Source organism: Achromobacter sp. ESBL13 (assembly GCF_036668755.1).
Lineage (GTDB): Bacteria > Pseudomonadota > Gammaproteobacteria > Burkholderiales > Burkholderiaceae_B > Achromobacter.
On sequence record NZ_JAZEVT010000005.1, the window covers coordinates 61,909 to 85,161 of the forward strand.

General features: G+C 65.7%; 19 protein-coding genes. 13 read left to right on the plus strand and 6 right to left on the minus strand.

Translation table 11 applies throughout. From position 1 onward, the window contains the following. Nucleotides 1-49: 49 nt before the first annotated feature. Genes V6F88_RS19385 through V6F88_RS19395 form a run of 3 tightly spaced genes read right to left on the minus strand, consistent with a single transcriptional unit; the run spans nucleotide 50 to nucleotide 1,589 of the window. Nucleotides 50-868, minus strand: coding sequence for a DUF2243 domain-containing protein (locus tag V6F88_RS19385; protein WP_332611529.1), 819 nt, complete (start codon nucleotides 866-868; stop codon nucleotides 50-52). Beyond that, nucleotides 865-1,332 (minus strand): hypothetical protein, encoded by a 468-nt coding sequence (locus tag V6F88_RS19390; protein WP_332611530.1) that lies wholly within the window; start codon nucleotides 1,330-1,332, stop codon nucleotides 865-867. Before V6F88_RS19390 ends, V6F88_RS19385 begins: the two co-directional genes overlap by 4 nt. Further along, nucleotides 1,329-1,589, minus strand: coding sequence for a hypothetical protein (locus tag V6F88_RS19395; protein ID WP_332611531.1), 261 nt, complete (start codon nucleotides 1,587-1,589; stop codon nucleotides 1,329-1,331). Before V6F88_RS19395 ends, V6F88_RS19390 begins: the two co-directional genes overlap by 4 nt. A gap of 213 nt (nucleotides 1,590-1,802) precedes the next feature. Here V6F88_RS19395 and glf point away from each other — a divergent pair, with 213 nt between their 5' ends. From glf to galU, 5 genes are all read left to right on the plus strand, one after another. Beyond that, nucleotides 1,803-4,181, plus strand: coding sequence for a UDP-galactopyranose mutase (gene glf / locus V6F88_RS19400; RefSeq protein ID WP_332611533.1), 2,379 nt, complete (start codon nucleotides 1,803-1,805; stop codon nucleotides 4,179-4,181). Between the two features lie 12 nt (nucleotides 4,182-4,193). Beyond that, complete coding sequence (locus tag V6F88_RS19405) at nucleotides 4,194-5,339, plus strand: beta-glucosidase (RefSeq protein ID WP_332611534.1); 1,146 nt, start codon at nucleotides 4,194-4,196, stop codon at nucleotides 5,337-5,339. A gap of 3 nt (nucleotides 5,340-5,342) precedes the next feature. Then, nucleotides 5,343-7,178, plus strand: a complete 1,836-nt coding sequence (locus V6F88_RS19410) for an ABC transporter ATP-binding protein (protein WP_332611536.1) — start codon at nucleotides 5,343-5,345, stop codon at nucleotides 7,176-7,178. A 73-nt stretch (nucleotides 7,179-7,251) separates the two neighbouring features. Further along, entirely contained in the window at nucleotides 7,252-8,142 is an 891-nt protein-coding gene (locus tag V6F88_RS19415) for a manganese catalase family protein (RefSeq protein ID WP_332611538.1), read from the plus strand. Between the two features lie 94 nt (nucleotides 8,143-8,236). After that, nucleotides 8,237-9,070 carry a UTP--glucose-1-phosphate uridylyltransferase GalU gene (gene galU / locus V6F88_RS19420; RefSeq protein ID WP_332611540.1) on the plus strand — a complete coding sequence of 278 codons (834 nt, stop codon included), beginning with the start codon at nucleotides 8,237-8,239 and terminating at the stop codon, nucleotides 9,068-9,070. 99 nt (nucleotides 9,071-9,169) lie between these two features. On the opposite strand, the gene nadE is transcribed toward galU, so the two are convergent. After that, the gene (nadE, locus tag V6F88_RS19425) at nucleotides 9,170-10,054 is read right to left on the minus strand and encodes an ammonia-dependent NAD(+) synthetase (protein WP_332611541.1); all 885 of its coding nucleotides are present in this window, start codon (nucleotides 10,052-10,054) and stop codon (nucleotides 9,170-9,172) included. Between the two features lie 115 nt (nucleotides 10,055-10,169). Further along, nucleotides 10,170-10,400, minus strand: coding sequence for a CrpP-related protein (locus tag V6F88_RS19430; RefSeq protein ID WP_332611543.1), 231 nt, complete (start codon nucleotides 10,398-10,400; stop codon nucleotides 10,170-10,172). Nucleotides 10,401-10,770: 370 nt separating this feature from the next. Here V6F88_RS19430 and V6F88_RS19435 point away from each other — a divergent pair, with 370 nt between their 5' ends. After that, nucleotides 10,771-10,980, plus strand: coding sequence for a hypothetical protein (locus V6F88_RS19435; protein ID WP_046807136.1), 210 nt, complete (start codon nucleotides 10,771-10,773; stop codon nucleotides 10,978-10,980). 86 nt (nucleotides 10,981-11,066) lie between these two features. On the opposite strand, the gene V6F88_RS19440 is transcribed toward V6F88_RS19435, so the two are convergent. Further along, nucleotides 11,067-15,194, minus strand: a complete 4,128-nt coding sequence (locus V6F88_RS19440; protein ID WP_332611544.1) for a CheR family methyltransferase — start codon at nucleotides 15,192-15,194, stop codon at nucleotides 11,067-11,069. Between the two features lie 130 nt (nucleotides 15,195-15,324). On the opposite strand from V6F88_RS19440, the gene V6F88_RS19445 reads away from it, so the two are divergent. The 7 genes from V6F88_RS19445 (at nucleotide 15,325) to V6F88_RS19475 (ending at nucleotide 23,251) form a co-directional block, all read left to right on the plus strand. After that, nucleotides 15,325-16,047, plus strand: a complete 723-nt coding sequence (locus V6F88_RS19445) for a PIG-L family deacetylase (RefSeq protein ID WP_332611546.1) — start codon at nucleotides 15,325-15,327, stop codon at nucleotides 16,045-16,047. Then, entirely contained in the window at nucleotides 16,044-16,916 is an 873-nt protein-coding gene (locus V6F88_RS19450) for a glycosyltransferase family 2 protein (RefSeq protein WP_332611548.1), read from the plus strand. The genes V6F88_RS19445 and V6F88_RS19450 overlap by 4 nt, the downstream gene beginning before the upstream one ends. A 140-nt stretch (nucleotides 16,917-17,056) precedes the next feature. Next, a complete protein-coding gene (locus tag V6F88_RS19455) occupies nucleotides 17,057-17,533 on the plus strand; it encodes a hypothetical protein (RefSeq protein ID WP_332611549.1) in 477 nt (158 codons plus the stop codon). 175 nt (nucleotides 17,534-17,708) lie between these two features. Then, nucleotides 17,709-20,438 (plus strand): ATP-binding cassette domain-containing protein, encoded by a 2,730-nt coding sequence (locus V6F88_RS19460; RefSeq protein WP_332611550.1) that lies wholly within the window; start codon nucleotides 17,709-17,711, stop codon nucleotides 20,436-20,438. Between the two features lie 159 nt (nucleotides 20,439-20,597). Beyond that, complete coding sequence (locus V6F88_RS19465) at nucleotides 20,598-21,869, plus strand: glycosyltransferase family 4 protein (RefSeq protein ID WP_332611551.1); 1,272 nt, start codon at nucleotides 20,598-20,600, stop codon at nucleotides 21,867-21,869. Nucleotides 21,870-21,926: 57 nt separating this feature from the next. Beyond that, nucleotides 21,927-22,670 carry an SDR family oxidoreductase gene (locus V6F88_RS19470; protein WP_332611552.1) on the plus strand — a complete coding sequence of 248 codons (744 nt, stop codon included), beginning with the start codon at nucleotides 21,927-21,929 and terminating at the stop codon, nucleotides 22,668-22,670. After that, nucleotides 22,661-23,251: a D-glycero-alpha-D-manno-heptose-1,7-bisphosphate 7-phosphatase gene (locus V6F88_RS19475; RefSeq protein ID WP_332611553.1), complete on the plus strand. Its 591-nt coding sequence runs from the start codon at nucleotides 22,661-22,663 to the stop codon at nucleotides 23,249-23,251. Before V6F88_RS19470 ends, V6F88_RS19475 begins: the two co-directional genes overlap by 10 nt. Nucleotides 23,252-23,253: the final 2 nt, after the last annotated feature.

Below are 23,253 nucleotides of genomic sequence, written 5' to 3' on the forward strand. Positions count from 1 at the left end.
GCGCCGTCCCAGGGAGCGCAGTCCCGGGAAGCACCCTGGGCGGCACCTTTCAGGCTTGCCCGCCGCGCGGCGCCACCCACGCCGAGCAGCCGCCCGGTGCGCTGGCGCCGCTGACGTATAGCGCCCCCGCGCCAAACAGGGAAAACAGCGTCGCCCGGGGCGCATCCACCAATACCCACACGCCGCCCGACGCATCCGCCCACACCACCCGAGCGTCCGTGCCGTCCAGCGCGGTCAGCAGACCGGCCGCGCTGGCGCCGGGCCGCAACACCACGACGGACGTGTCCTGCGCAGGCGCCGACACCGGATACAGGTTCAGGGCCGCCGCCGTGGTGATGACCATGGCCAGCAACGCGGACACGGCAGCGCCGCCCGCGCTGCCGGCGCCAGGGCCTTGCCGCCGCAGCACCCACCCCGCCAGAAGCGGCACCATCCCAAAAAGGGCCAGCCACGCCAGCTCCCATGGCAATGGGTCGGCCACGTCCATGCGCAGCCGATGCAGGCCCACCACCCAATGCGACAACACGGCATCGATCACATGCCACACGCCAAAGCCGATCAGGAATTCGGCCAGCAACCGCTTGCGCGGCGGCATGCCGGCATTGCGGGAGCGGTACAGACTCCACAATCCTGCCCCGGCCACCACATACATCAGCGCGTGAAAAACGCCGTCGGCCACCACCTGCACGCGCAGGTCAGCCAGTGATGCCGCGTTCAGACCGGAAAGAAGGTGGTGCCATTGCAATATCTGATGCAGCAGGATGCCGTCAAAAAAGCCCCCCATGCCGAAACCCAATAAAAAACCCGCCCAGGGATGGCGGCGGGGCAGGGCGGCGGCCGGGCCGGCATGCAGCGCGGGCGCGCTCATTGCGAGACCGGGCCAGAGCGTTTGGGCAACACCGCCGGCGTGTCGTCCGCCGGCTTGAAGGTATCGGCTTCGGTGTCGCGCTCGGGGCTGGGGTTGCCGTCCATGGGTTTGACGCCGCCCGCGCGGGTCGGCGGCTGCCGGCTTTTTTCGCCATGGTCATCGGCGTGCTTGATGCCGTCCTGGACCCGGTTGGCAATGTCCACCTGATCTTCCGTGGACGGTTCCACCGCGCCGCTGCCGGCGGTGGGCGGATTGGTGGCTTTCTCTGCTTGCGTGGGCTTCATGGGGGGCTCCTGGATTTCAGGTTCAACGATGGACACCGCGTAGTCCGGATACTCGGCGCGGGCGGCTTGCACGGCGGCTTCGCAGGTGGGATAGGCGCGGGCGTCCTGCTGCACGCCCAGCATGGCAATGCCACGAAAGCTCCACCTGCCGTCGGGACGCTGAAAGGTTTCGACGATCATTCTTCCGACTCCTCGCGCCGGGGCGCCGGGCGCGTGTCGTTCGAGCCGGGCAACGTGCCGGTGCGCGCTTCGGCTTCTTCCTGTGCTTCGGCGCGGTCAAAGCCCGTGCCCTCGTGGCTGCGCACGGCGGGCGGATGGTCTATGTCCGGAATGTCCCGCGACGCCTGCGGTTTGGTTGACGGCCGCAACGCGCCGGCGTTGACGTCGGGTTGGCCGGGGATGGTCTTGCGGGAACCGTCTGTTGGGGACTGCGGCATGAGGACTCTCCTGGCGGGTTCAAACGTATGCGTCAGGCGAGCAATTGGCGTGCCCGCGCACGCACTACCCAGATCCGGCGCAGTGATCCGGCGCAGTGACCCGGCCCCACATAAACCCGGTCTTCACCGCGTTCCCGGCAAGTTTTCGGCACGCCAATTGCGACGTCCGTCTCGCCATTCCGTCGCCCTTTATTTCTTCCTTGGAGTATCCCCATGAGCAGCACTGTCGACTCTCGATCCGGCGACCAGCCGGCAGCCGGACGCACCTATCTTGAAGATGCCTCGTCGGGCAGCTCATGGTTGGCCCGCGATACTCCCGCCATCGTTTGCTTTTCGCACTTGCGCTGGAACTTCGTGTTCCAACGCCCCCAACATCTGATGACGCGGTTTGCGCGCTTGCACACCGTCTATTACGTTGAAGAGCCGGTTTGGGTGGACAGCGCCCGGCATGGTTGGCTGGAAGAAAACCAGTGCAACGGCGTGACCGTGCTGACCCCGCACCTGGCCCGCGATAACTGGGTGGAAAGCCACCGCCGGCTGTTGCAGGAAAAGCTCTGGGCCGACGGCGTGACACGTCCGGTGCTCTGGTACTACACGCCCATGAGCCTGCCGTTCTCGGATCAGGTCGAAGCCAGCCTCGTCGTGTACGACTGCATGGACGAGCTATCGGCATTTCGCGGCGCGCCGCCAGAATTGGTCGACATGGAAAAGCGCTTGCTGGCGCGCGCCGACGTGGTGTTCTGCGGCGGCCATAGCCTGTATGAATCCAAGAGCCGCCTGCATCCCAATGTGCACGCGTTTCCCAGCAGTGTGGACTGCGCGCACTTCGGGCAGGCGCGCTCCATCACGGAAATTCCGGCCGACTTGCAAGAAATACCGGGCCCTCGCCTGGGCTTTTACGGTGTGCTGGACGAACGCTTTGACGCGCGTCTGGTCGCCGAGGTGGCGGCCTTGGCGCCCGACTGGCATTTCGTGTTCATCGGCCCGGTGGTCAAGATCGACCCGGCTGAATTGCCGCAGGCCGCCAACATCCATTACCTGGGACCCCGTTCCTACGATCAGTTGCCCGCTTATCTGGCGGGCTGGGACGTTGCGCTGATGCCGTTCGCGCTGAACGAATCCACGCGCTTCATCAGTCCCACCAAGACGCCTGAATATCTTGCGGCGGGGCGCCCCGTGGTGTCCACGCCCATCAACGACGTGGTGCGCACCTATGGCGGGTCAGACGTGGTGTTCATCGCGCAGGACGCGCCCGCCTTCGCGGACGCCGCGGCGGCAGCGTTGCAGGCCACCAGAACGCCCGACATCCTGCTGGCCAAGGCCGACCACGCGCTGCGCGGGATGTCGTGGGACGCCAGTTGGGACGGGATGTGCCGCGTGATGAACCGCGCCTACACCAGCAGCGCAACGCGTCGCGCGGCGGCGCACGAACCCGCGCGCGCCGTCAAGTCGGCGGGCACCGTGCGGCACTACGACTACATGATCGTGGGCGCGGGCTTTGCCGGCAGCGTGCTTGCCGAACGGCTGGCGCGCGGCAGCGGCAAGCGCGTGATGGTGGTGGACAAGCGTCCGCACGTGGGCGGCAACGCGTACGACTACTTCAACGATGCCGGCCTGCTGCTGCATCGCTACGGCCCGCACATCTTCCACACGAACTCCGCCAAGGTGCTGGAATACCTGTCGCGCTTCACGGCGTGGCGCAGCTATGAACACCGCGTGCTGGCGGAAACACCCAAGGGGCTGGTCCCCATGCCCATCAACCTGACCACCCTGGAAAAGCTGTACGGCAAGCGCTTTTCGGCCGAAGAGGCCGAGCGCTTCCTGAAGTCGGTGGCCGAGCCCATCGCCAACGTGGCCACGTCGGAAGATTTCGTGGTGTCGCAAGTGGGCCGTGAACTGTATGAGACCTTCTTTCGCGGCTATACGCGCAAGCAGTGGGGGCTGGACCCGTCGCAGCTTGACCGTTCGGTGGCCGCGCGCGTACCGACGCGCCTGTCCACCGACGACCGCTACTTCACCGACCGCCATCAATGCATGCCGCTGCACGGCTACACGCGCATGTTCGAACGCATGCTGGACCACCCGAACATATCGCTGGCCCTGGGGCTGGAATATCAAGAGGCCCGCGCCGCGTTCACCTTCGATGGCCTGATCTACACCGGCCCCATCGATGAATACTTCGGCTATCGCTTCGGCGCGCTGCCGTATCGATCCTTGAAATTCCGCCACGAAACGCTGGACGAGGAATGGCATCAACCGGTGGGCGTGGTGAACTATCCGTCCGAAGAGGTGCCCTATACCCGCGTCACGGAATACAAGCATCTGACCGGCCAGCAGCATGCGCGCACGGCCATCACCTATGAATATCCGTCGGCGCAGGGCGACCCTTACTACCCGATTCCGCGCCCCGAAAACGCCGCGCTGTTCCAGCGTTACCAGGCCCTTGCGGATGCCACCCCCGGTGTGCATTTCGTAGGCCGCCTGGCCACGTATCGCTACTACAACATGGACCAGGTGGTCGCGCAGGCCCTGGCCACGTACGAGGCCATCGCCGCGAAGAATGCCGAGGTGCACACCGCGCTTGTCGCCTGAGCGGGGGCGCCGATGCACTTTCAAAGCGCTTTTCTGGCGGGTTTCGAATGTTCATGCCACCGCTTTCCCGACGGACGCCAGCTGGATCTGCTGGCGTCCACCGGCCATGCAAAATGGGCCGAGTCGGATTATGCGCATGCCGTGTCGCTGGGCCTGCGCACCGCGCGCGACGGCGTGCGCTGGCACCTGGTCAACCCGGCGCCCTATGCCTACGACTGGTCCAGCGTGCTGCCCATGTTGCGGGCGGCGCGCGCGAGCGGCATGCAGGTCATCTGGGACTTATGCCACTTTGGCTGGCCGCAGTGGATCGACATCTGGTCCAGCCGATTTCCCGAGGCGTTTGCGCGCTATGCCGCCGCCGTCGCGCGGCTGATCGCGCAGGAGTCGGACCTGCCGCCGTGGTTTTGCCCGATCAACGAGATCTCTTACTGGAGTTGGGCGGGCGGCGACATGGCGCACTTCAGCCCTTGCGGCATCGGGCGGGGAGGCGAGCTTAAGCGGCAACTGGTGCGCGCCTTTGTGCAGGCCGCGGACGCCATCCGCGAGATCGATCCCGGCGCCCGCTTCCTGGCCGCCGAACCGATGATCGCGGTGCATCCGTGGCAACCGGGTGACGACGTCCCGGCCGCCGCCGCCAACGCCTCGCAATTCGAGGCCGTGGACATGATTACCGGCCGCGTCCAGCCGGAATTGGGTGGGGACGAGCGCTACCTGGATATCGTGGGCGTCAATTACTACCCGCACAACCAGTGGCTGCATTGCGGCCCGCAGTTGCGCCATGACGATCCGCGCTACCGGCCGCTGGCTGAATTGCTGGCAGAGCAGGCGCAACGCCATGGCCGCCCGATCCTGATCGCCGAGACAGGCGCCGAAGGCGCGGCGCGCGCGCCGTGGCTGCGCTACGTCGCGGACCAGGCGCTGCTCGCGCGCGGCGCGGGGGTGGATGTGGCGGGCATCTGCCTGTACCCGGTCACGGACTACCCCGGGTGGGAAGACGACCGCTACTGTTCGACCGGCCTGCTCAGCGCGCCGTCGGACATCGGCCAACGCGCGGTCTATGCGCCGTTGGAAGTCGAGCTGCGCAAACAGGCGGCGCGCTTTGGCGATGGCCCGGCCGGCTTGCTGGACGCGCCGCGCGCTGTTGCTCTAGGGAGTTGAACCATGTCGTCGGATCAAGAAGCATTGCCCACGCGACCGTTGGCGTTCATCTGGCGCTACGTTGCGCAGCGGCGGCTGGCGTTCGGGTTGCTGGCCTTCGTGGTGGTGCTGGCGGGCACGTGTTCGGTCGCCGTGCAGTACGCAATGAAGCTTATCGTGGATGCCATGGCGGGCGGGCAGGCGTCGGCCGGAGATGTGTGGTGGCCGCTGGGCGTGTTCCTGGCGCTGATCGCCGTCGAAGCGGCGTTGTGGCGCAGCGGCGGCTGGCTGGGCTGCCGCAACATCGTGGCGGCCTGCGCGGCCTTGCGCGTGGAACTGTTCGAGCACCTGAGCCACCACTCCACGCGCTACTTCCGCCAGCACCATTCCGGCGCCCTGGCCAACCGCATCACCGCCACCGCCACGGCGGCCGGCGCGATCTATGGCGCGGCGGTGTGGAGCATCATCCCGCCTTGCGTGGACTTCATCGGCGCCATCGTCGTGCTGTCGACGGTGGACTGGCGCATGGCCACCGCCTTGCTCTGCTTCGTGATCGTGTTGGGCGCGGTCATCATCGCCTTTGGCGCCCGGGGCCGCGGCCTGCACCAGCACTATGGCGAACAGGCGGCGCATGTGGGTGGCGAAATCGTCGATGCCATTTCCAACATCTGGGCGGTGCAGGCGTTTTCGGCACAGGCGCGTGAACGCGCACGGCTGGAGCGGGCGCTGGGCGAAGAAGCCCGCGCGCAACGCCGCAGCTGGATGTACGTGGAAAAGGCCCGCGTGATACACGATGCCTGCCTGTGGCTGGCGGCCAGCGCCATGTTGTTCTGGGTGCTGCATTCGTGGCAACGGGGCAACGCCACGCCGGGCGATGTGGTGGTCGTCAGCGCGCTGACCTTTCGCATTCTGCATGGGTCGCGCGACCTGGCCCTGGCGCTGGTCGGCACCGCCCAGCAGTTTGGCGTCATCGGCGAAATGCTGCGCGTGGTCGCGCGTCCGCCGGCCGTGCCGGACCTGCCGGACGCGCGGCCGCTGCGCCCGGAATCCGCATCCATCGTGTTCGACAACGTGCACTACACCTACCCGGGTGGCAATCGCGCGGTGCGCGGCGTGTCGTTGACGATACCGGCAGGGCAGAAGGTCGGCTTGGTCGGCGCATCCGGCGCGGGCAAATCCACGCTGCTTTCGCTGCTGCAACGAGCCGACGAACCGGACTCCGGCAGCATCCTGATCGGCGGCCAGCCCATCCGCCGCGCCACGCTGGAAAGCCTGAAGGACGCGATCTCGGTGGTGCCGCAAGACATCAGCCTGTTCCGCCGCAGCGTGATGGAGAACATCCGCTATGGCCGGCCGGATGCGTCCGAGGAAGAGGTACTGCAAGCCGCCGCGCAGGCGCATTGCGCCGAGTTCATCAGCAAGATGCCGCAGGGCTATGACACCGTGGTGGGCGAACGCGGCGCGATGTTGTCCGGGGGCGAACGCCAGCGCATCGGTATAGCCCGCGCCTTTTTGAAAAATGCGCCCATCCTGTTGCTGGACGAAGCCACGTCCGCGCTGGACAGCCATTCCGAAATGCTGATCCAGCGTGCCCTGGCGGAACTGATGCGCAGCCGTACCGTGGTGGCCGCCGCGCACCGCCTGTCTTCATTGGCGCGTTACGACCGCATTGTGGTGTTGGAAAACGGCGCGGTGGTTGAAGACGGCACGCTGGATGAACTGCTGCATGCGCGCGGGCCGTTCCGCGCGCTGTGGGACCTGCAAGCCAGCCGCAAGGGCGCGATGCCGCATGACGACGGCTACGCGGAATCGATGGACGATGCACGCGCCGCGCGTGAAGGCCAGCTCAGGCAGGCGTAGGCCTTTTCGGCATGGCGGTTGCGTAGGTCGCCGCAGCCGGACCACTAGGGGATCGGCGTCAAAGGAGATAACCATGTTTGCTCACAACAAACGATTGCAGTACACCGTCCGAGTCTCGCAGACCAATCCCGGTCTGGCGAACCTGCTGCTGGAGCAATTTGGCGGGCCGCAAGGAGAATTGGCGGCGGCGTGTAGATATTTCACTCAGGCCATCGCCGAAGACGATCCCAGCCGCAAAGACATGCTGCTGGACATCGCCACTGAAGAACTGAGCCACCTGGAAGTGATCGGAACCTTGGTGGCCATGTTGAACAAGGGCGCCAAGGGCGCGCTGGCCGAAGCCACGGAATCCGAAGCCGAGATTTACCGTCGCTTGAACGGGCCGGGCAACGACTCGCACGTGACGCAAGTGTTGTACGGCGGCGGGCCGGCGCTGACCAATTCGGGTGGCCAGCTCTGGAACGCGGGGTACATCGATACCATCGGCGATCCATCCGCCGACCTGCGTTCGAACATTGCCGCCGAAGCCCGCGCCAAGATCATCTACGAACGCTTGATCAACGCCACGGATGACCCGGGCGTCAAGGAAGCCCTGGGCTTTTTGATGACACGCGAAGTGTCGCACCAGCGGTCCTTTGAAAAGGCGCTGTATTCCATGGAGCCCAACTTCCCGCCCGGAAAGCTGCCCGGCGATCCGCGCTTTGCCAACGTGTACTTCAACATGTCGCAGGGCGAAGGCGATATGCGGGGCTCGTGGAACAGCGACGAGAACTTCACCTACGTGACGGCCCGCGAAGAACAATGCGCCATCGACGGCGACGGCATGGCCAGCGTGGGGCTGACCGAAGAAGAAACGCTGGCGCTGCAAGCCATGGTGGCGCGCACCGCGTCGGACCCCTCGGCGGATCCGGCGACGGGCGCGGAGCTGGGTCAGGGGCCGGGCGCCACCGATAAATTGGCGTGATGCCACCGGCTCCCAGGCAACCCGGATCACGGGCACGATTTTTGCTCAATTCCGGCACCCCGTTCCGGGTTGTCATCACACTGAGAGCCAAGCCATGCTTCCCATTCGTAAAGCGGTATTTCCCGTTGCCGGCCTGGGCACGCGTTTCCTTCCGGCCACCAAGGCCATGCCCAAGGAAATGCTCCCCATCGTTGACCGGCCCCTGATCCAATATGCCGTCGAGGAGGCCGTGGCGGCGGGCATTACCGAATTGATCTTCGTCACCGGCCGCAACAAGCGCGCCATTGAAGACCACTTCGATCGCATGCCCGAATTGGAACGCGACCTGGAATTGAAGAACAAGGTGGCGTTGCTGGACAGCGTGCGCAACGTGATTCCCGATTCCGTCAAATGCGTCTACACGCGTCAGCCCGCCGCGCTGGGGCTGGGCCACGCCGTGATGTGCGCCGCGGCCATCGTTGGCGACGAACCGTTCGCGGTGCTGTTGGCCGACGACATGATCGACGCCGACACGCCGGTGATCGGCGAAATGATGAAAGTGGCACGCGAATTCGAAGGCAGCGTGCTGGCCGTGCAACACGTGCCGCGCAGCCAGACCAACCAGTACGGCATCGTGTCCGGCAAGCCGGCCTCGCAAAGCGTCGTGCAGGTGTCGGGCATCGTGGAAAAACCCAAGCCCGAGGACGCGCCCAGCGAGCTCGCGGTGGTGGGCCGCTACATTCTTGAGCCCCAGATTTTTCACGCGCTCAAGGCCACGCAGCCCGGTGTGGGCGGCGAAATTCAACTGACCGACGCCATTGCCTCGCTATTGCAGGACCGCAAGGTCTACGGCTACGAGTACGACGGCGTGCGCTATGACTGCGGCAGCAAGGAAGGCTTCTACCGCGCCACGATGGAGATCGGGCGCAAGTACCACGGCATGGCGTGATGATGAGTCAGCGCGGGGCTGCACCGCTGCCCCGCGCCAAACCTTGATAGCCCGGTACCGTCGCCGGATCACTATCCGACGGCGAACGCCTGCATGGTGCTAGGCGGCGGACGGAAATATGTCGTCGTTGTGGTTGCCGTCAGCGCCCAGCGCCGGCGCGGCGGGCGGCAGCCGTTTGTGCGCCGTTGCGTCGTATTGCTTCAGTATCGTCTGGCGGGCATCATCGCGCACCGGCCGGCCTTCCAGGAAATCGTCGATTTCGTCGTACGCGACCCCCAATGCCACTTCGTCCGGCAGGCCCGGCCGCAGGGATTCCAGGTCGGCGGTGGGCGCCTTGGTGATGAGCCTGGCGGGTGCGCCCAGCACGACGCCCAATGCGCGTACGCGCCGCTTGGTCAGACCGCGCAGCGGCAGCAGATCGGCCGCGCCATCGCCGTGCTTGGTGAAAAAGCCCATCAACGCTTCGGCCGCCTGGTCCGTGCCGATGACCAGGCAGTCCAGCGCGCCGGCAATCGCGTATTGCGCCACCATGCGCTGGCGCGCCTTGATGTTGCCGGCCACGAAGTCTTCCGCTGCCTTGTCGGTAAATACCAATCCCGCTGCCTCCAGCGCGTCACGCTGGGCGTCCACCGCCGGCTTGATGTCGACCTGCATCACGTGGTCCGCGCGAATGAAATCCAGCGCGCGCGCCGCGTCGCCTTCGTCGTGCTGCTCGCCGTAGGGCAAACGCACCGCCACGAAAAACGCGCGGCGGCCCTTCAGCCGCAGCCGCTCGGTGGCCAACTGCGCCATTCTCCCCGCCACCGTCGAATCCACGCCGCCGCTGATGCCCAGCACATAGCCGGATTTTCCGGTGTCTGATAAATAATTCTCCAGGAATGCGACCCGGCTTTCGAGCTCGCGAGCCGAGTCAAAGCCTTGTTGGACGCCGAGTTCACACGCAATGGCAGCCTGGCGGTCTTGCGTGTTGGTATTCCGAGCCATGATCAGGTCTCCCTCCACAGTTGCGAATGCCGCGGACCAGCGTCCGCCTTGTGCACCTGAGGGGCCATAGCAAGTACCGGACCCGCCCCGGATCGTGTGGGGGAAGCGTCCGTCGTCAGTGCAGTACGGGCGTATCGCAAACGACGGAGGGCGGTTGCGAACGACCCAGCCAACTTTCCACTTCAGTCTTCCAGCCGGCTTCCCAGGCTGCCACTTTTGCGCGCCATTCAGAGATGGGCTCGCCGGTGTGGCCGGGCATTTGTTGGGCCCGCAGGTAGGGGCAATCGAACAGGCTCCACCCGTTCCGGGCGGCCTGTGCACCCTGATTTTGGATGTCTTTTTCCATCTCGGAACCTTGATGTCTGTGTGAGCGCCGAGTATGAGCGCAGACCCTGGCAGCTGCAATAGTCTGGCAGCACTAGACGGCATAGCGTGGCGGGACCCCTGGGGCATCGGCCGGGAACGCTACGTGCTGGATGCTCATTGCCAGGCATCGCCGCCGTTCGGGCGGATCGGAGCTGAAATGAAAACGCCAAACCCGACTCAGCCGTCTTCGGACGAAGCTCAAGCACACGCTGCGCGCAAGTCCACTTCCGGCCGTGGGCCGTGGCGGCAGTTCGCAACCTTTATCGGAGCGCTTGTGGCGATTTTGCTCGTGGTATGGGCGGTAGCGATCTGGCTGCGATAGCGGCCATTCCTTCTGTGAGGTGGGCTTTATGGAAGTCACCAATGAATGGCTGCTGCGATGGCAAACCGCGGGCGGCGGCTATAACCAAAAGCAGCTGGCGCTGCTGGGCGTGCCGTGGCCGCCCAAGCGGGGGTGGAAGCACGACGTGCTGGATACCGAAATTCCCGATGATGTGGCGCGGGCGTTCCAGGTGCTGGCGGGCCACCGGAGTTCCGGGCAAGGGCAGGCCGGCGCTTGATGAGCGGCGCGGCAGGCGCCCGATGAGCGCCGCGCCCGGCCTATGAAGGGCGCCGCGCCCGCCCCCGCGACGCCCGCGTCCCCTGCTCAGCCCCCGCCGTCGCGCAGATGGCGCACGATGTCCAGCAGGTTGTCCAGCGACACCGGCTTGCTGATGTGCGCGGAATAGCCGGCTTGCAGCGCCTCGTTCATGTCTTCTTTCGAACCAAAGCCCGTCAGGGCGATGGCAGGCACCGCGCTGTCCGGATGCTCTTCGCGGATGGCGCGGATGAGTTCATAGCCGTCCATGTCGGCCATGCCGATATCGGACAGCAGCAGGTCGAACTGCCCTTGCGCGAACGCCTCCAGCGCCTCGCGGCCACTGCCCACGGCCGTGACGGACGCCTCTTCCATTTCGAGCAGCTCTCGCATGATGTGAAGAATGTCCTCGGAGTCGTCCACGATCAGCACTCTCAGGCCCTTGAGGGGGCTTTCTCCGGGTAGCGGCAGCTGGACTTCCTGTTGCTGCGTGCTGGCCAGTGCCATGCGCACGGTGAAGCGCGCGCCACGCCCATGGCCATCCGAATGTGCCTGGATGGTGCCGCCGTGCGCCTTGACCAGTTCGCTGGCCACCGCCAGGCCGATACCCAAACCGGGGCTGGCCATATTGCGCTGGCGCAAGTCCGCCTGGCTGAACATGTCGAACACCTTGCCCAGGAACTGGGAGTCAATACCCTGACCGTTATCGATGACATCCAGCCGCAGGCGATCATCTTCCACGTCGAGCTTCAGCGTAACGGTGCCGCCCGGCGGGGTGAATTTGATGCCGTTGTTCAGCAGGTTCCAGATGATCTGCTCGACGCGCAACGGGTCCGCGTTCAGATGTATGGCGCGGTTGGCGTCGAACTCGCCGCGCAGCGTCAGGCCCGCCGTGCTGGCCACGGGGCCCAGCACTTCAAGAATGTTGGTGGCAATGGCGGTGATATCGAATATCGATTGATTCAGACCCAGCTTGCCCGTGCGCACGCGCGACAGGTCAAGCAGGTCGTCGATGATGCGTGCCTGGCCCTTGACCGACCGCTGGATCAGGTCCGCCGAACGCGCTGCTGCCGGGGAATTACGCACGGCCGGGGTGCGCGCCAGCAATTCGGCATTCAGCTGGATCAGGTTCAGCGGATGCTTCAGCTCGTGCGACACCATGGCGAAGAATTCATCCTTCAGCACGTTGTCGGCGCGTGCGCGGTCCAGGCGCGACTCTTGTTCGGCGTCGCGTAGCTTCAGTTCCGTGACGTCGCGCACGATTTTTGCAAAGCCCTGATAGTGCGGATCGTCCATGCGGTTGACGCCGCCCGTGCAGAAGATCAGGCCGCCGTCCTTGCGTCGGTGCCAGCGTTCGTCGGGCGCATAGCCGATATGCCTGGCGCGCTCCAGTTCTTTCTGGGGGCGGCCAGCTTCGTTGTCGGCATCGGTGAAGATGATGGAAAACGATTTGCCGATGGCCTCTGCGCGGGTGTAGCCGAACATGGTCTCGGCGCCCACGTTCCAGTTGGTGATGATGCCGTTGTTGTCCAGCGTCAGGATGCCGAAGTCGCGCGCGCTTTCGGTCATCAGCTTCAGGTGCGCTTCGCCCAGGCGGACGCGGTCCTCGGCCTGGCGGCGGTCGGTGATGTCGATGAAGGTCAGCACCGCGCCTTCGATGCGATGTTCGGCGCTGCGGTAGGGCAGCAGCCTTGCCAGATACCAACGGCCGGCGTCGCTGCACACTTCGCGTTCGACCGCGCGCAGGGATTCGAACACGCCCGCCGCATCGCGCGCCATGTCGGGGTAGTCCAGCCGATGCGTGATGTCCAGCAGCGAGCGGCCCGCGTCGCTGGTAATGACGTTAAAAACGTCGGTAGCGCGCGGCGTGAACCACTGGATGTGCATCTTGCGGTCCACGAACAACGTGGCGATGTCGGTGGACGCAATCAAGTTCTGCAAGTCGTCATTGATCTTGGCCGTCTCGTCCACCTTGGACTTCAGTTCGGCGTTGACGGTGATGAGTTCTTCGTTGACCGACTGCAACTCTTCCTTGCCCGTTTCCAGTTCTTCGGTGGCCGAGCGCAGTTCTTCGTTGATGGCCTGCAACTCTTCGTTGGAGGCCTTGAGTTCCTCGGTGGAGGTCTCGGATTGCTCGATCGTGGATTGCAGCTGGTCCTTTGTGCCTTGCAGTTCCGCCTCCAGCTGCGTCAATACGGCCGATGTGCCGACCGTTGACGCGACGCCTTCGGTGCTCATCACGTCTTCCACTTCGTCAAACAGCACCAGCATGTAGTCGTTGGAGGTTTCTTCATGGCGAAACGGCCGCACCACCATGTTGACGTAGGTCTGGCGGTCTCCGATCTTCATCTTGACGCGACGCGCCTCGACGCTTTTACGCGTGTGCAGCGCCTGGAACATGGCCGTGCGCAGTTCGGTGCGCAATTCCGGATAGACCAGGGACGGCAGGTTGCGCGACGGCTCGCCGCCGCCATGGCGCAAGAACCGGCCCGCCCGCTCGGACATGTGCACGATGTCGCTTTCCGCGTCCACGATGACGCTGGGCGGCGCGTACATCTCCAGCGCGCGCTGGTGGACGTCGGCGTACGACACCTTGTTGTGGCGGTTGCGCGTCAGGGGCGCGGGGGCGTTGCTGGGGCGCTCGAACGCATGCGCGGCCGGCAACGCCGGCACGTTGCGCAACTGCGTGGGCGTTTCCTTGGCCACGTAGATACGGTTGCGCTTGTCCACCACCTGGAACAATCGCGGGCACGCATCCGCCGATTCCGAACTGCCCAGGAACAGGTATCCGCCCGGCTTGAGCGCAAAGTGGAACATGCGCAGCACGTCTTGCTGTACCTCGCGGTCCAGGTAGATCAGCAGATTGCGGCAGCTGACCAGATCCAGTTTGGAGAACGGCGGATCGCGCAGCACGTTATGCACGGCGAACAGCACGCGTTCGCGTACTTCTTTCTTGATTCGGTATTCGTGCTCTTGCCGGCTGAAATGGCCTTGCAGCAGGCTCGGCGGCACGTCCGCCTCGATCGCCATGGGATACGCGCCGGCGCGCCCGGTAGCCAGCGAGGCCTCGTCAATGTCGGTGGCGAACAGCTGGATCTTCTGGCTGTAATTGAGCGCGTCGGCGCGCGCGCTGAGCATGATCGCCAGCGAATACGCTTCTTCGCCCGTCGAGCAGCCAGCGACCCACACGCGCATCGGACTGCCGGGGTTTTTCTGATGCCGCTCAAACAGCTTGGCCAGCACGAAGTTGTCCAGCGACGTAAAAGCTTCCTTGTCGCGAAAAAACTGCGTCACGCCAATCAGCATGTCCGACAGCAACAGCGGCGTTTCATCCGTGCGCTCTTGCAACAGCTTGCCGTACGCGTTCAGCGTCGACACGCCGGTGACCTGCATGCGCCGTTCAATGCGCCGCAAGACCGTCGCGGTCTTGTAATGGCGAAAGTCGTGGCCGGTGCGCGCCCGCAGCAATGTCAGGATGTCGCGTAACGCGTTGCGGTCTTCCTTGTCGGGATCGGCTTCGTGCATGGCGTCGGCCGCCGATTCGGTGGTCTGAGCCAGCTGCGGGATGTGGATGGCCGCCATGTTGTCGGCAATCTGCTTGAGCCGCTCGGGCATGGCCGCAACCGGCAGGATGATGTCCACCATGCCCGTGGCGATGGCGTTGCGCGGCATGGCGTCGTGTTCGGCGTCTTCGGGCTGCTGCGCGAACGTGACGCCGCCCTGTTCCTTGATGCGCGCCAATCCTACAGACCCATCGGACCCGCCGCCCGTCAACACGATGCCGACCGCGCGCGTGGTGTGCACATCGGCCAGGGTGCGGAAGAACTCATCGATGGCGACACGCGTGCCTTGCGGTTGCCGCGAGGCCGACACGCTTAAATAGCCGTCGTTCATCGACAGCACCGAGGCCGGCGGTATGACGTAGACGTGGTTGCTCTGGATGCGCTGCGGGTGGGTCACCTGCACAACCGGCATGCGGGTCGTGGCTTGCAGGATCTTGTCCAGCACGCTTTCGTGGTCGGGCGACAAATGCACGATCACCACGTATGCCATGTTGGATTCGTGGTGGGTGTTCGAAAAGAAATCCTGTAGCGCGTCGATGCCCCCTGCCGAGGCGCCAAGGCCCACGACAGGAAAGTGCAAATCGCTAAGGGCAAGACCCGGCTTGTTGACCGGCGCTGAAGGGACATTGGACATAAAGGGGGAGGGCTCGCGATGGGCTGCGTTGCTAGGGATGATACAGCCGGACAAGGCCGTCGGGGGCGCCTGTGTCGGGTACGTGACTTGCTGCATGGCAGGTAGATTCCATTCCAGCCAGACTCCCCTCATGCCAGAAGCCTTCTCATCCGCCCAAGCGGCGCGCGACCCCGCGAATTGCGCCGGTTCGCTGCTTGTCATTTCTCCGCACTTGGACGATGCGGTATTCAGTTGTGGCAGCCTGCTGGCCCGGCGCCCGGGCAGCATGGTCGTCACCGTGTTCACCGGCGCGCCGCAAGACGCCGCCGTGCTGACCGAGTGGGATCGCGCCTGCGGGTTCGGCAGCGCGGGCGAGGCGCTGCGCGCACGCCATGAAGAAAACCGCCGCGCCCTGGGCATGCTGCGTTGCGAGGGCCGTTCGCTGGACCTGCTGGATTGCCAATATGTGGACTGCCCGGATGCGGCCATGCCCCGGCTGACCGAGGCGCTGCTTAGCACGGTGCATGAGTTGGCGCCGGACGTGGTGGCGATACCCCTGGGCCTGTTCCATGGCGATCACATCCGGGTCAGCGACGCCGCGCTGCTGATCTGGGAAACCTGGCCCGGCATGTCGTGGTTCCTGTATGAAGACGCGCCGTATCGCGCCCAGCCAGGCATTGTGCAGCAACGCCTGGTCCAGTTGCACGCACGCGGCCTGGTGCTGACGCCGGCCGGTTTCGCGGCCGAGCCCGCCGACAAGGCAGACGCCATTGCCGCCTATGCCAGCCAGCTCAAGGGGTTCAACGGCCCGCCCGAAGACCTGTCCCGGCCCGAACGCTATTGGCGCCTGTCCAGCAAAGGGGAGGGGCCGTGAGCGAAGAGCGCGTGTCCATTGTGGTGCTGACCCACAACCGCTGGCGGGAACTGCGGCGCACGCTTGAACGGCTGGACGCGTTCTGCCGGGGCTATCCCGTCATCGTGGTGGACAACGGGTGCACTGACGGTACGGCCGACCACTTGCAGCGGGACTTTCCGGCCGTGCAGCTGGTGCGCGTGGGCAAGAACCTGGGCGCGGCGGGGCGCAATCACGGCGTGGCCCAGGTCACCACGCCCTATGTCGCCTTTTGCGATGACGACACGTGCTGGGCGCCCGGCGCGCTGGAACGCGCGGCCGATCTGCTGGACGCGCATGCCGAGATTGCCGTGCTGAACGCTCGCATCCTGGTGGGTGCGGACGCGCGGCTGGATCCCGCCTGCGCGGCCATGGCGCAAAGCCCCTTGCCGGCGTTGGCGGGCATCGGGCCCGAGCTGATCGGCTTCATGGCCGGGGCGAACGTCATGCGCACCCGCTCCTTCATGGACGCGGGCGGGTACTGGGAACCATTTTTCATCGGCGGCGAAGAAACCTTGTTAAGCCTGGACATCATGGCTGACGGGGGCCGCATCGTTTACGCGCCCGACCTGGAGACGTACCACTGGCCGTCCAGATCGCGCGACGCGCCGTTGCGTCGGCGGATGCTGGCGCGCAACGCCTTGTGGACGGCCTGGCTGCGGCTGCCGGCGGGCATGGCGGCCCGGCGCAGCCTGGCCGTGCTGCGCGATTTGCCGGGGTGGCGCGAGCGCCTGCGCGCCTGCCGCGATGCGCTGGGCGGATGGGAACTGATCCGCGAGCACCGCCGCCGCCTGGACCCCGCCACCTGCGAAAAGCTCAACACCGTCTGGCAGACGGAAGCCGCGGGATGACGCGGGGCGGTTGGGGCTGGGGGCCGACCGATCGGCCTTGCGTCTCGACCACCGGGTCGCCTCGTTCCGAACGCCATCAATCATCTTTCCCATTGCAACCCGCCGCGTCCGCCGTGGACGCCGTCAACAGGAGGATCCGCATGAAAACCCTGGCACACACCCGCCACCGCGAGGCGGCTGAACAAGCCGTACAGTTGGCCATGCCGCTGCTGGAAGCGGCACGCGCTGATCGGCGCGTCGGCGAGAGCGGCTTCCTGCACGTGGTGGTCATGGACCCCCAGGCGCGGCCGGGCGACGTCGAATTCAAGTCGGCCATCCTGTACGAAAAAAGCATCGGCGACACGTCCAAGTGGGACGCGGACTACGGTGCCTATGCGCGCGCCAAGGCGCGCTTGAGCTGGCGCACCGGGCGCCCCAGCCACGAGGTGCTGGCGCTGCAACCGCATTTGGTCGAACAGGGCGACGTGCTGGTGTGGGGCAGCGCGGTGGTCGATGGCGTGGTGGTGGCGGTCAGCGGCGCCAACCCCTGGTTTGATGAAGCATTGTCCGGCGCCATCGCGCATCTGTTCAAAGCCTGCGTCCACGCCCAGGTGGACGCCCAAGTCAGCGCCTCCTGAGCCAGCGCCCAAGTCCGCGCCTGGATCCGCGCCTGGATCCGCGCCCGAATAAGCGCCTGAACAAGCGCCTGAACAAGCGCGGCCTGATTTTTCCGTACCCCTTCCTGCCCCGGAACCGGTGCGCGCGGAACGGCATTTGCTGGCCCTGGCGCTCATCGTTTTGAGGGCCGGCCCCATGAAAGAAGCAGACGCCAGCGCGAATGATTTCGCCCGCAAGGAAGTCAACCGCACTATCTGGGCAGCGCTGTGGAAATATCGACGTCGCACGGGCGCGGCGGTGGCTCTGTTGGTGGCCGCCAAGCTGCTGATGGTGCTGGTGCCGGTCGTTCTGAAAACGATCGTGGACACGCTGAGCGCGCCGGGCCCGCTGATGCTGCCGGTGTTCCTGCTGCTGGCCTATGCATTGATCCGCTTTGGCGGCAGCGTCTTCACCGAACTGCGGGACGTGGTTTTCGTGAAGGTGGCCCAGCGCACCGTCGCCGACTTCACGGTGCGCGTGTTCGGGCAGCTGCAACAGCTGGGCGCGCGTTTCCATGGCGCCCGCAATACCGGCGGCCTGGCGCGCGATGTCGAACGCGGCACGGCGGGCCTGGGATTTCTGCTGGGCACAGGCCTGTTCACGCTGCTGCCCACGCTGGTCGAAATCGTCTCCGTGGTGCTGATCCTGGTGATGGGCTACAGCGCGTGGTTCGCGCTGATCGTCACGGTGACGTTCGTGGCCTATTTTTCCTACACCACGGTGCTGGTCAGAAAGCGGGTCAAGTATCAACGCCGGTTGAACGAGCTGGATTCCCGGGCCAGCGGGCAGATGGTTGACAGCCTGCTGAATTACGAGGCGGTGAAACTCAACGCGAACGAAGCACTGGAATCGTCGCGCCTGAGCCGCATCCTGAACGAATGGACCGAGGTCGGCATCCGCAACCAGCGATCCTTGTCGCGGCTGCACGTGGGGCAGTCCGGCATCATCGCCTGCGGCGTGGCGGCGGTGATGCTGCTGGCGGGGCAGCAAGTGGTCACCGCGCAGATGACGGTGGGCGACCTGGTGCTGGTCAACGCCTACATCATCCAGATCTGCCTGCCGCTAAATACGCTGGGCCTGATATTCCGCCAGGCCAAGGAAGCGTTCGTGAACGCCGAGCGTGTGTGCGACCTGCTCCGGCATCCGCCGGAAACGGGGGATGACCCCAACCTGCCCGCCCTGGATCCGGGCGCGGGCGAAATCCGTTTCGAAGGCGTCAGCTTTGGCTACGACCCCGGCAGGCAGATCTTGTGGGACATCGATTTCACCGTGCCCGCGGGCACCACGCTGGCGGTGGTGGGCGGCAGCGGATCGGGCAAATCCACGCTGGCGCGCCTGCTGTTCCGCTTTTACGACCCGGATGCCGGGCGCGTCCTGATCAACGGGCAGGACCTGCGCACGGTCAACGTGCGCAGCCTGCGCCGCGCGCTGGGCATCGTGCCGCAAGACACGCTGCTGTTCAACGAGACCATCGCGTACAACATCGCCTACAGCCGGCCCGAGGCCACGCGCGATCAGGTCGTGCAAGCGGCGCGCGGCGCGCGGGTGCACGACTTTATCGAAAGCCTGCCCGACGGCTACGAGACGCCGGTGGGCGAGCGTGGCGTGATGCTGTCCGGCGGCGAACGGCAGCGCATCGCCATTGCGCGCGCCATCTTGAAAAACCCGTCCATCGTGGTGTTCGACGAAGCCACCTCGGCGCTCGACACACGCACCGAACGCGCCATCCAGAGCGAACTGGAACGCATCTCGCGCGGGCGCACCACGCTGATCATTGCGCACCGCCTGTCCACGATTGTTCACGCGCACAACATTCTGGTGCTGGACCGGGGCCGCGTGATCGAGCAAGGCCGTCATGAAGACCTGCTCAAGCGTCAGGGCATGTACGCGCAGATGTGGGCGCTGCAACGCCAGCAGTCCGCCTTGGAAGAAGCCATGGGCCGCGAAACGCGCCAGCCCGTGAACCTGGTGGCCGTGGTGGCGGGCGTGCTGGATGCCGCGCGCGAACTGGCGCAGGACAAGGGCGTGAACGTGTACACGACCATCGGCAGCGAGGCGGCGCGCATCACCGGCGACCCCAGTTCGTTGCAGCAGTTGGTGTGGGACATGTGCCTGCACGCCATTGCCGTCACCCCGTTGGGTGGGCGCATCGAGATTCGCCTGCAACGCGAAGGACAGATGACGCGGCTGGCGGTCACGGACGGCAGGACGTCGGTGGTGCCCCCGGAAGCGCCGGAGGCCGTGCCTGCTGACATTCCGCTGAACATGCCCGAGCCGCTGCGCGCGGCCGCCGCGTTGGATCCGGCACAGCTGGCGGCAGAAGTGCAGCGCCAGGGCGGTGCGTTCCACAGCACCGCGGGCCCTGCCGGCGGGCTGACCTATTGCGCTGACTTTCCGGTGCGCGCGGTGGAGGCGACCGCGTTGCGCGCCGATGTCGGCCTGCCCGATCTGCACGGCGCCACCGTGATGGTGGTGGACGACCAGCCGGAAGCGGGCGACATGGTGGCAGAGATCCTGCGGTCCAACGGCGCCGACGTTTCGCAATGCACGACGGGCCAGGAAGTGCTGAAGGCGTTCGCCGACCTGCCGCCCGAAAAATGGCCGCGCGTGCTGATCTGCGATCTGTCGCTGGGGGACATGGACGGCTACGAAGTCGTGGGCCGCATTCGCGACATGGAAGCCCGGCGCGGCGCGTCGCTGGCGCATCGGCTGCCGGCCATTGCGCTGTCGGGTCACGTCAGCCCCGAATACCGCTTGCGCAGCTTGCTGGCGGGCTTCCAGGTACATCTTGCCAAGCCCGTGGACCCCAATGAATTGCTGGCGACCGTGGGCGCAATGCTGCCGTCCGCCGCCGGCAAACGCGCGGGCGATCGCAGCGACACCTGAGCGTCCGATACGGCACTTCTTACCGTGCGTGTAAGAAGTGCCGTGTCAAAAAACCGAGCCTTGAATATCGATGCGTTGCATGGCCCCGGTGGCATGCGCTTCGGCACACCACTTGCTCATCGTTGGTCTGGAAACAGGCACGATCAACGGAGTCGGACCATGAAAAGAATTGCCATCATCAGTGAGCATGCCTCGCCGCTTGCAATTGCAGGCAGCGTGGACAGCGGCGGCCAGAACGTTTATGTGGCGAATGTGGCGCGCGAACTTGCGCGCGCCGGCATGCAGGTGGACGTGTTCACCCGCAAGGACAACCCGGTGCTGGAGGCCGAGCAGACCATGATGCGCGGCGTGCGTGTCGTGCATGTGCCGGCAGGGCCCGACAGCTACCTGCCCAAAGAAAAAATGCTGCCGTACATGGATGAGTTCTCGGCCTTCCTGCTGCGCTATTTCGGCCGGCAGGGGCGCGGCTATGACGTGATTCACGCCAACTTTTTCATGTCCGCGATGGCCGCGTTGCCGGTCGCGCAGCACTTCGGCATTCCGCTGGCGGTGACTTTCCACGCGCTGGGCAAGGTGCGCCGCCGCCACCAGCAAGAAGCTGACCTGTTTCCCGACGTGCGCTTCGATATCGAAGACGAGATCACGCGCCGCGCCGACCGCATCGTGGCGGAATGCCCGCAAGACCGGGCCGACCTGATCGAACTGTATGGCGCCGACCCCCGTCGCATCGAGATCGTGCCTTGTGGTTACGACGCCGCCGAGATGGCGCCGCGTCCCGCCGCGGCCTCGCGTGCCGCCCTGGGATGGGACGACTCCGCATTCACGCTATTGCAGCTGGGCCGGATGGTGCCGCGCAAAGGCGTTGACAACGTCATACGCGCCCTGGGGCGCCTGCGCCACCAGCATGGCGTGAACGCGCGCCTGTGCATCGTGGGCGGCAACAGCGATAGCGCCGACGAGGCGTCGACGCCCGAGATCGGCCGCCTGCGCCGCATCGCCGACGAAGAGGGCGTGGCGCAATGGGTGGAATTCACCGGCCGCCGTCACCGCGACCAATTGGCCACCTATTACAGCGCCAGCGACGTGTTTGTGACCACGCCGTGGTACGAGCCCTTTGGCATCACGCCGGTGGAAGCCATGGCCTGCGGCAAGCCGGTGGTTGGATCGGACACCGGGGGCATCCGCAGCACGGTGGTGCATGGCAAGACCGGCTTCCTGGTGCCGCCGCGCGACCCGGACGCGCTGGCGCAACGCCTGGCCCAGCTGGCCGCCGATGCGCAACTGCGGGCCCGCATGGGCGAGGCGGGGCGGATGCGCGCGCGGCGTCTGTATACCTGGAAGCGCGTGGGCCAGGACCTGATGTCCGTCTATGGCCACATGGTGGCCGGCGCGGTCCACGCGGATCGCCACGCCACTCGCATCGCGGCGTGATCGGAGATAGCCCTTGCATAACCCCGGACCGGGTCCGGAACAATCACGGAGTACACGATGACCGATCTTGCGAACAACCACTTTGAAAGCCTGAAAGGGCGCTGCGTGCTGGTAACCGGCGGAGGCAGCGGCCTGGGCGCGGCGCTGTGCGAAATGCTGGCGGCGGAAGGCGCCAGCGTTGCGGTGACCGACGTTGATGAGCAGCGCGCCACCGCGCTTGCTCGCCGGCTGTCGGAGCAGGGCGCCAACGTCATGGCCTGCATCATGGACGTGGGTGTGGTGGCCGACGTGCGTGAAGGGCTGGACGCGGTGGTGCGCCAGTTCGGCAAACTGGATGCCATCGTCAACAGCGCGGGCGTGGACGTGACCGCGCCCATCGACGATCTGGACCCCGACGTTTGGGAACGCGTGCTGCGCACCAACCTGACGGGGCCGTTCCTGATGGCCAAGCTGGGCAAGGACCGGCTCAGCCCGGGCGGCCACATCGTCAACGTGGCCTCCACCGCCGCGCGCCGCGCATGGCCCAACGCCAGTGCTTATCACGCCAGCAAGTGGGGCTTGATGGGCTTGTCGCACGCCTTGCACGCCGAACTGCGCAGCGCGGGCATCAAGGTCAGCGCGGTGATCGCGGGCGGTATGCGTACCCCGTTCCTGCTTGACCGCTTTCCGGATATTGATACCAACACGCTCCAAGACCCCGCCAATGTGGCGCGCGCCGTGCGCTTCGTGTTGACGCAGCCGGAAGAAACAGTGGTGCCGGAAATCATGGTGCTGCCGATGAAGGAAACGTCATGGCCTTGAGGCCGGCGGTCTTTCTGGACAAGGACGGCACGGTGTTGGCGGACGAACCCTACAACGTGGACCCCGCGCGCATGGCCTACGCGCCGATGGCGCTGGCGGGCCTGTCGCGCCTGGCTGCGTCCGACCTGCCGCTGGTGGTCATCAGCAACCAGTCGGGCGTGGCGCGCGGCATGTTCCCGGCCGGCGCGCTGGACGCCGTGCACGTGAAACTGGCGTCGATGTTCATGGCGGCAGGGGCACACCTGGATGGCTTTTATTGGTGCCCGCACCATCCCGACGGCGTGGTGCAGGGGTACGACATTGATTGCGATTGCCGCAAGCCCAAGCCCGGCCTGCTGCTGCGCGCCGCCGATGAATTGGGCCTGGACCTGCGCGCGTCCTGGTTCATCGGCGACATTCTGGACGACATCGAAGCGGGCAACCTGGCCGGCTGCCGCACCATCTTGCTGGACGTCGGCAACGAAACCGAATGGCGCGACGGCCCGCACCGGCTGCCGCACTGCCGCGCGCCCGACCTGGATGCCGCCGCTCAGATCGTGCTGTCCAACCCGCCGGTGCCGCTGGCGCCGGGCAAGGGGTGACC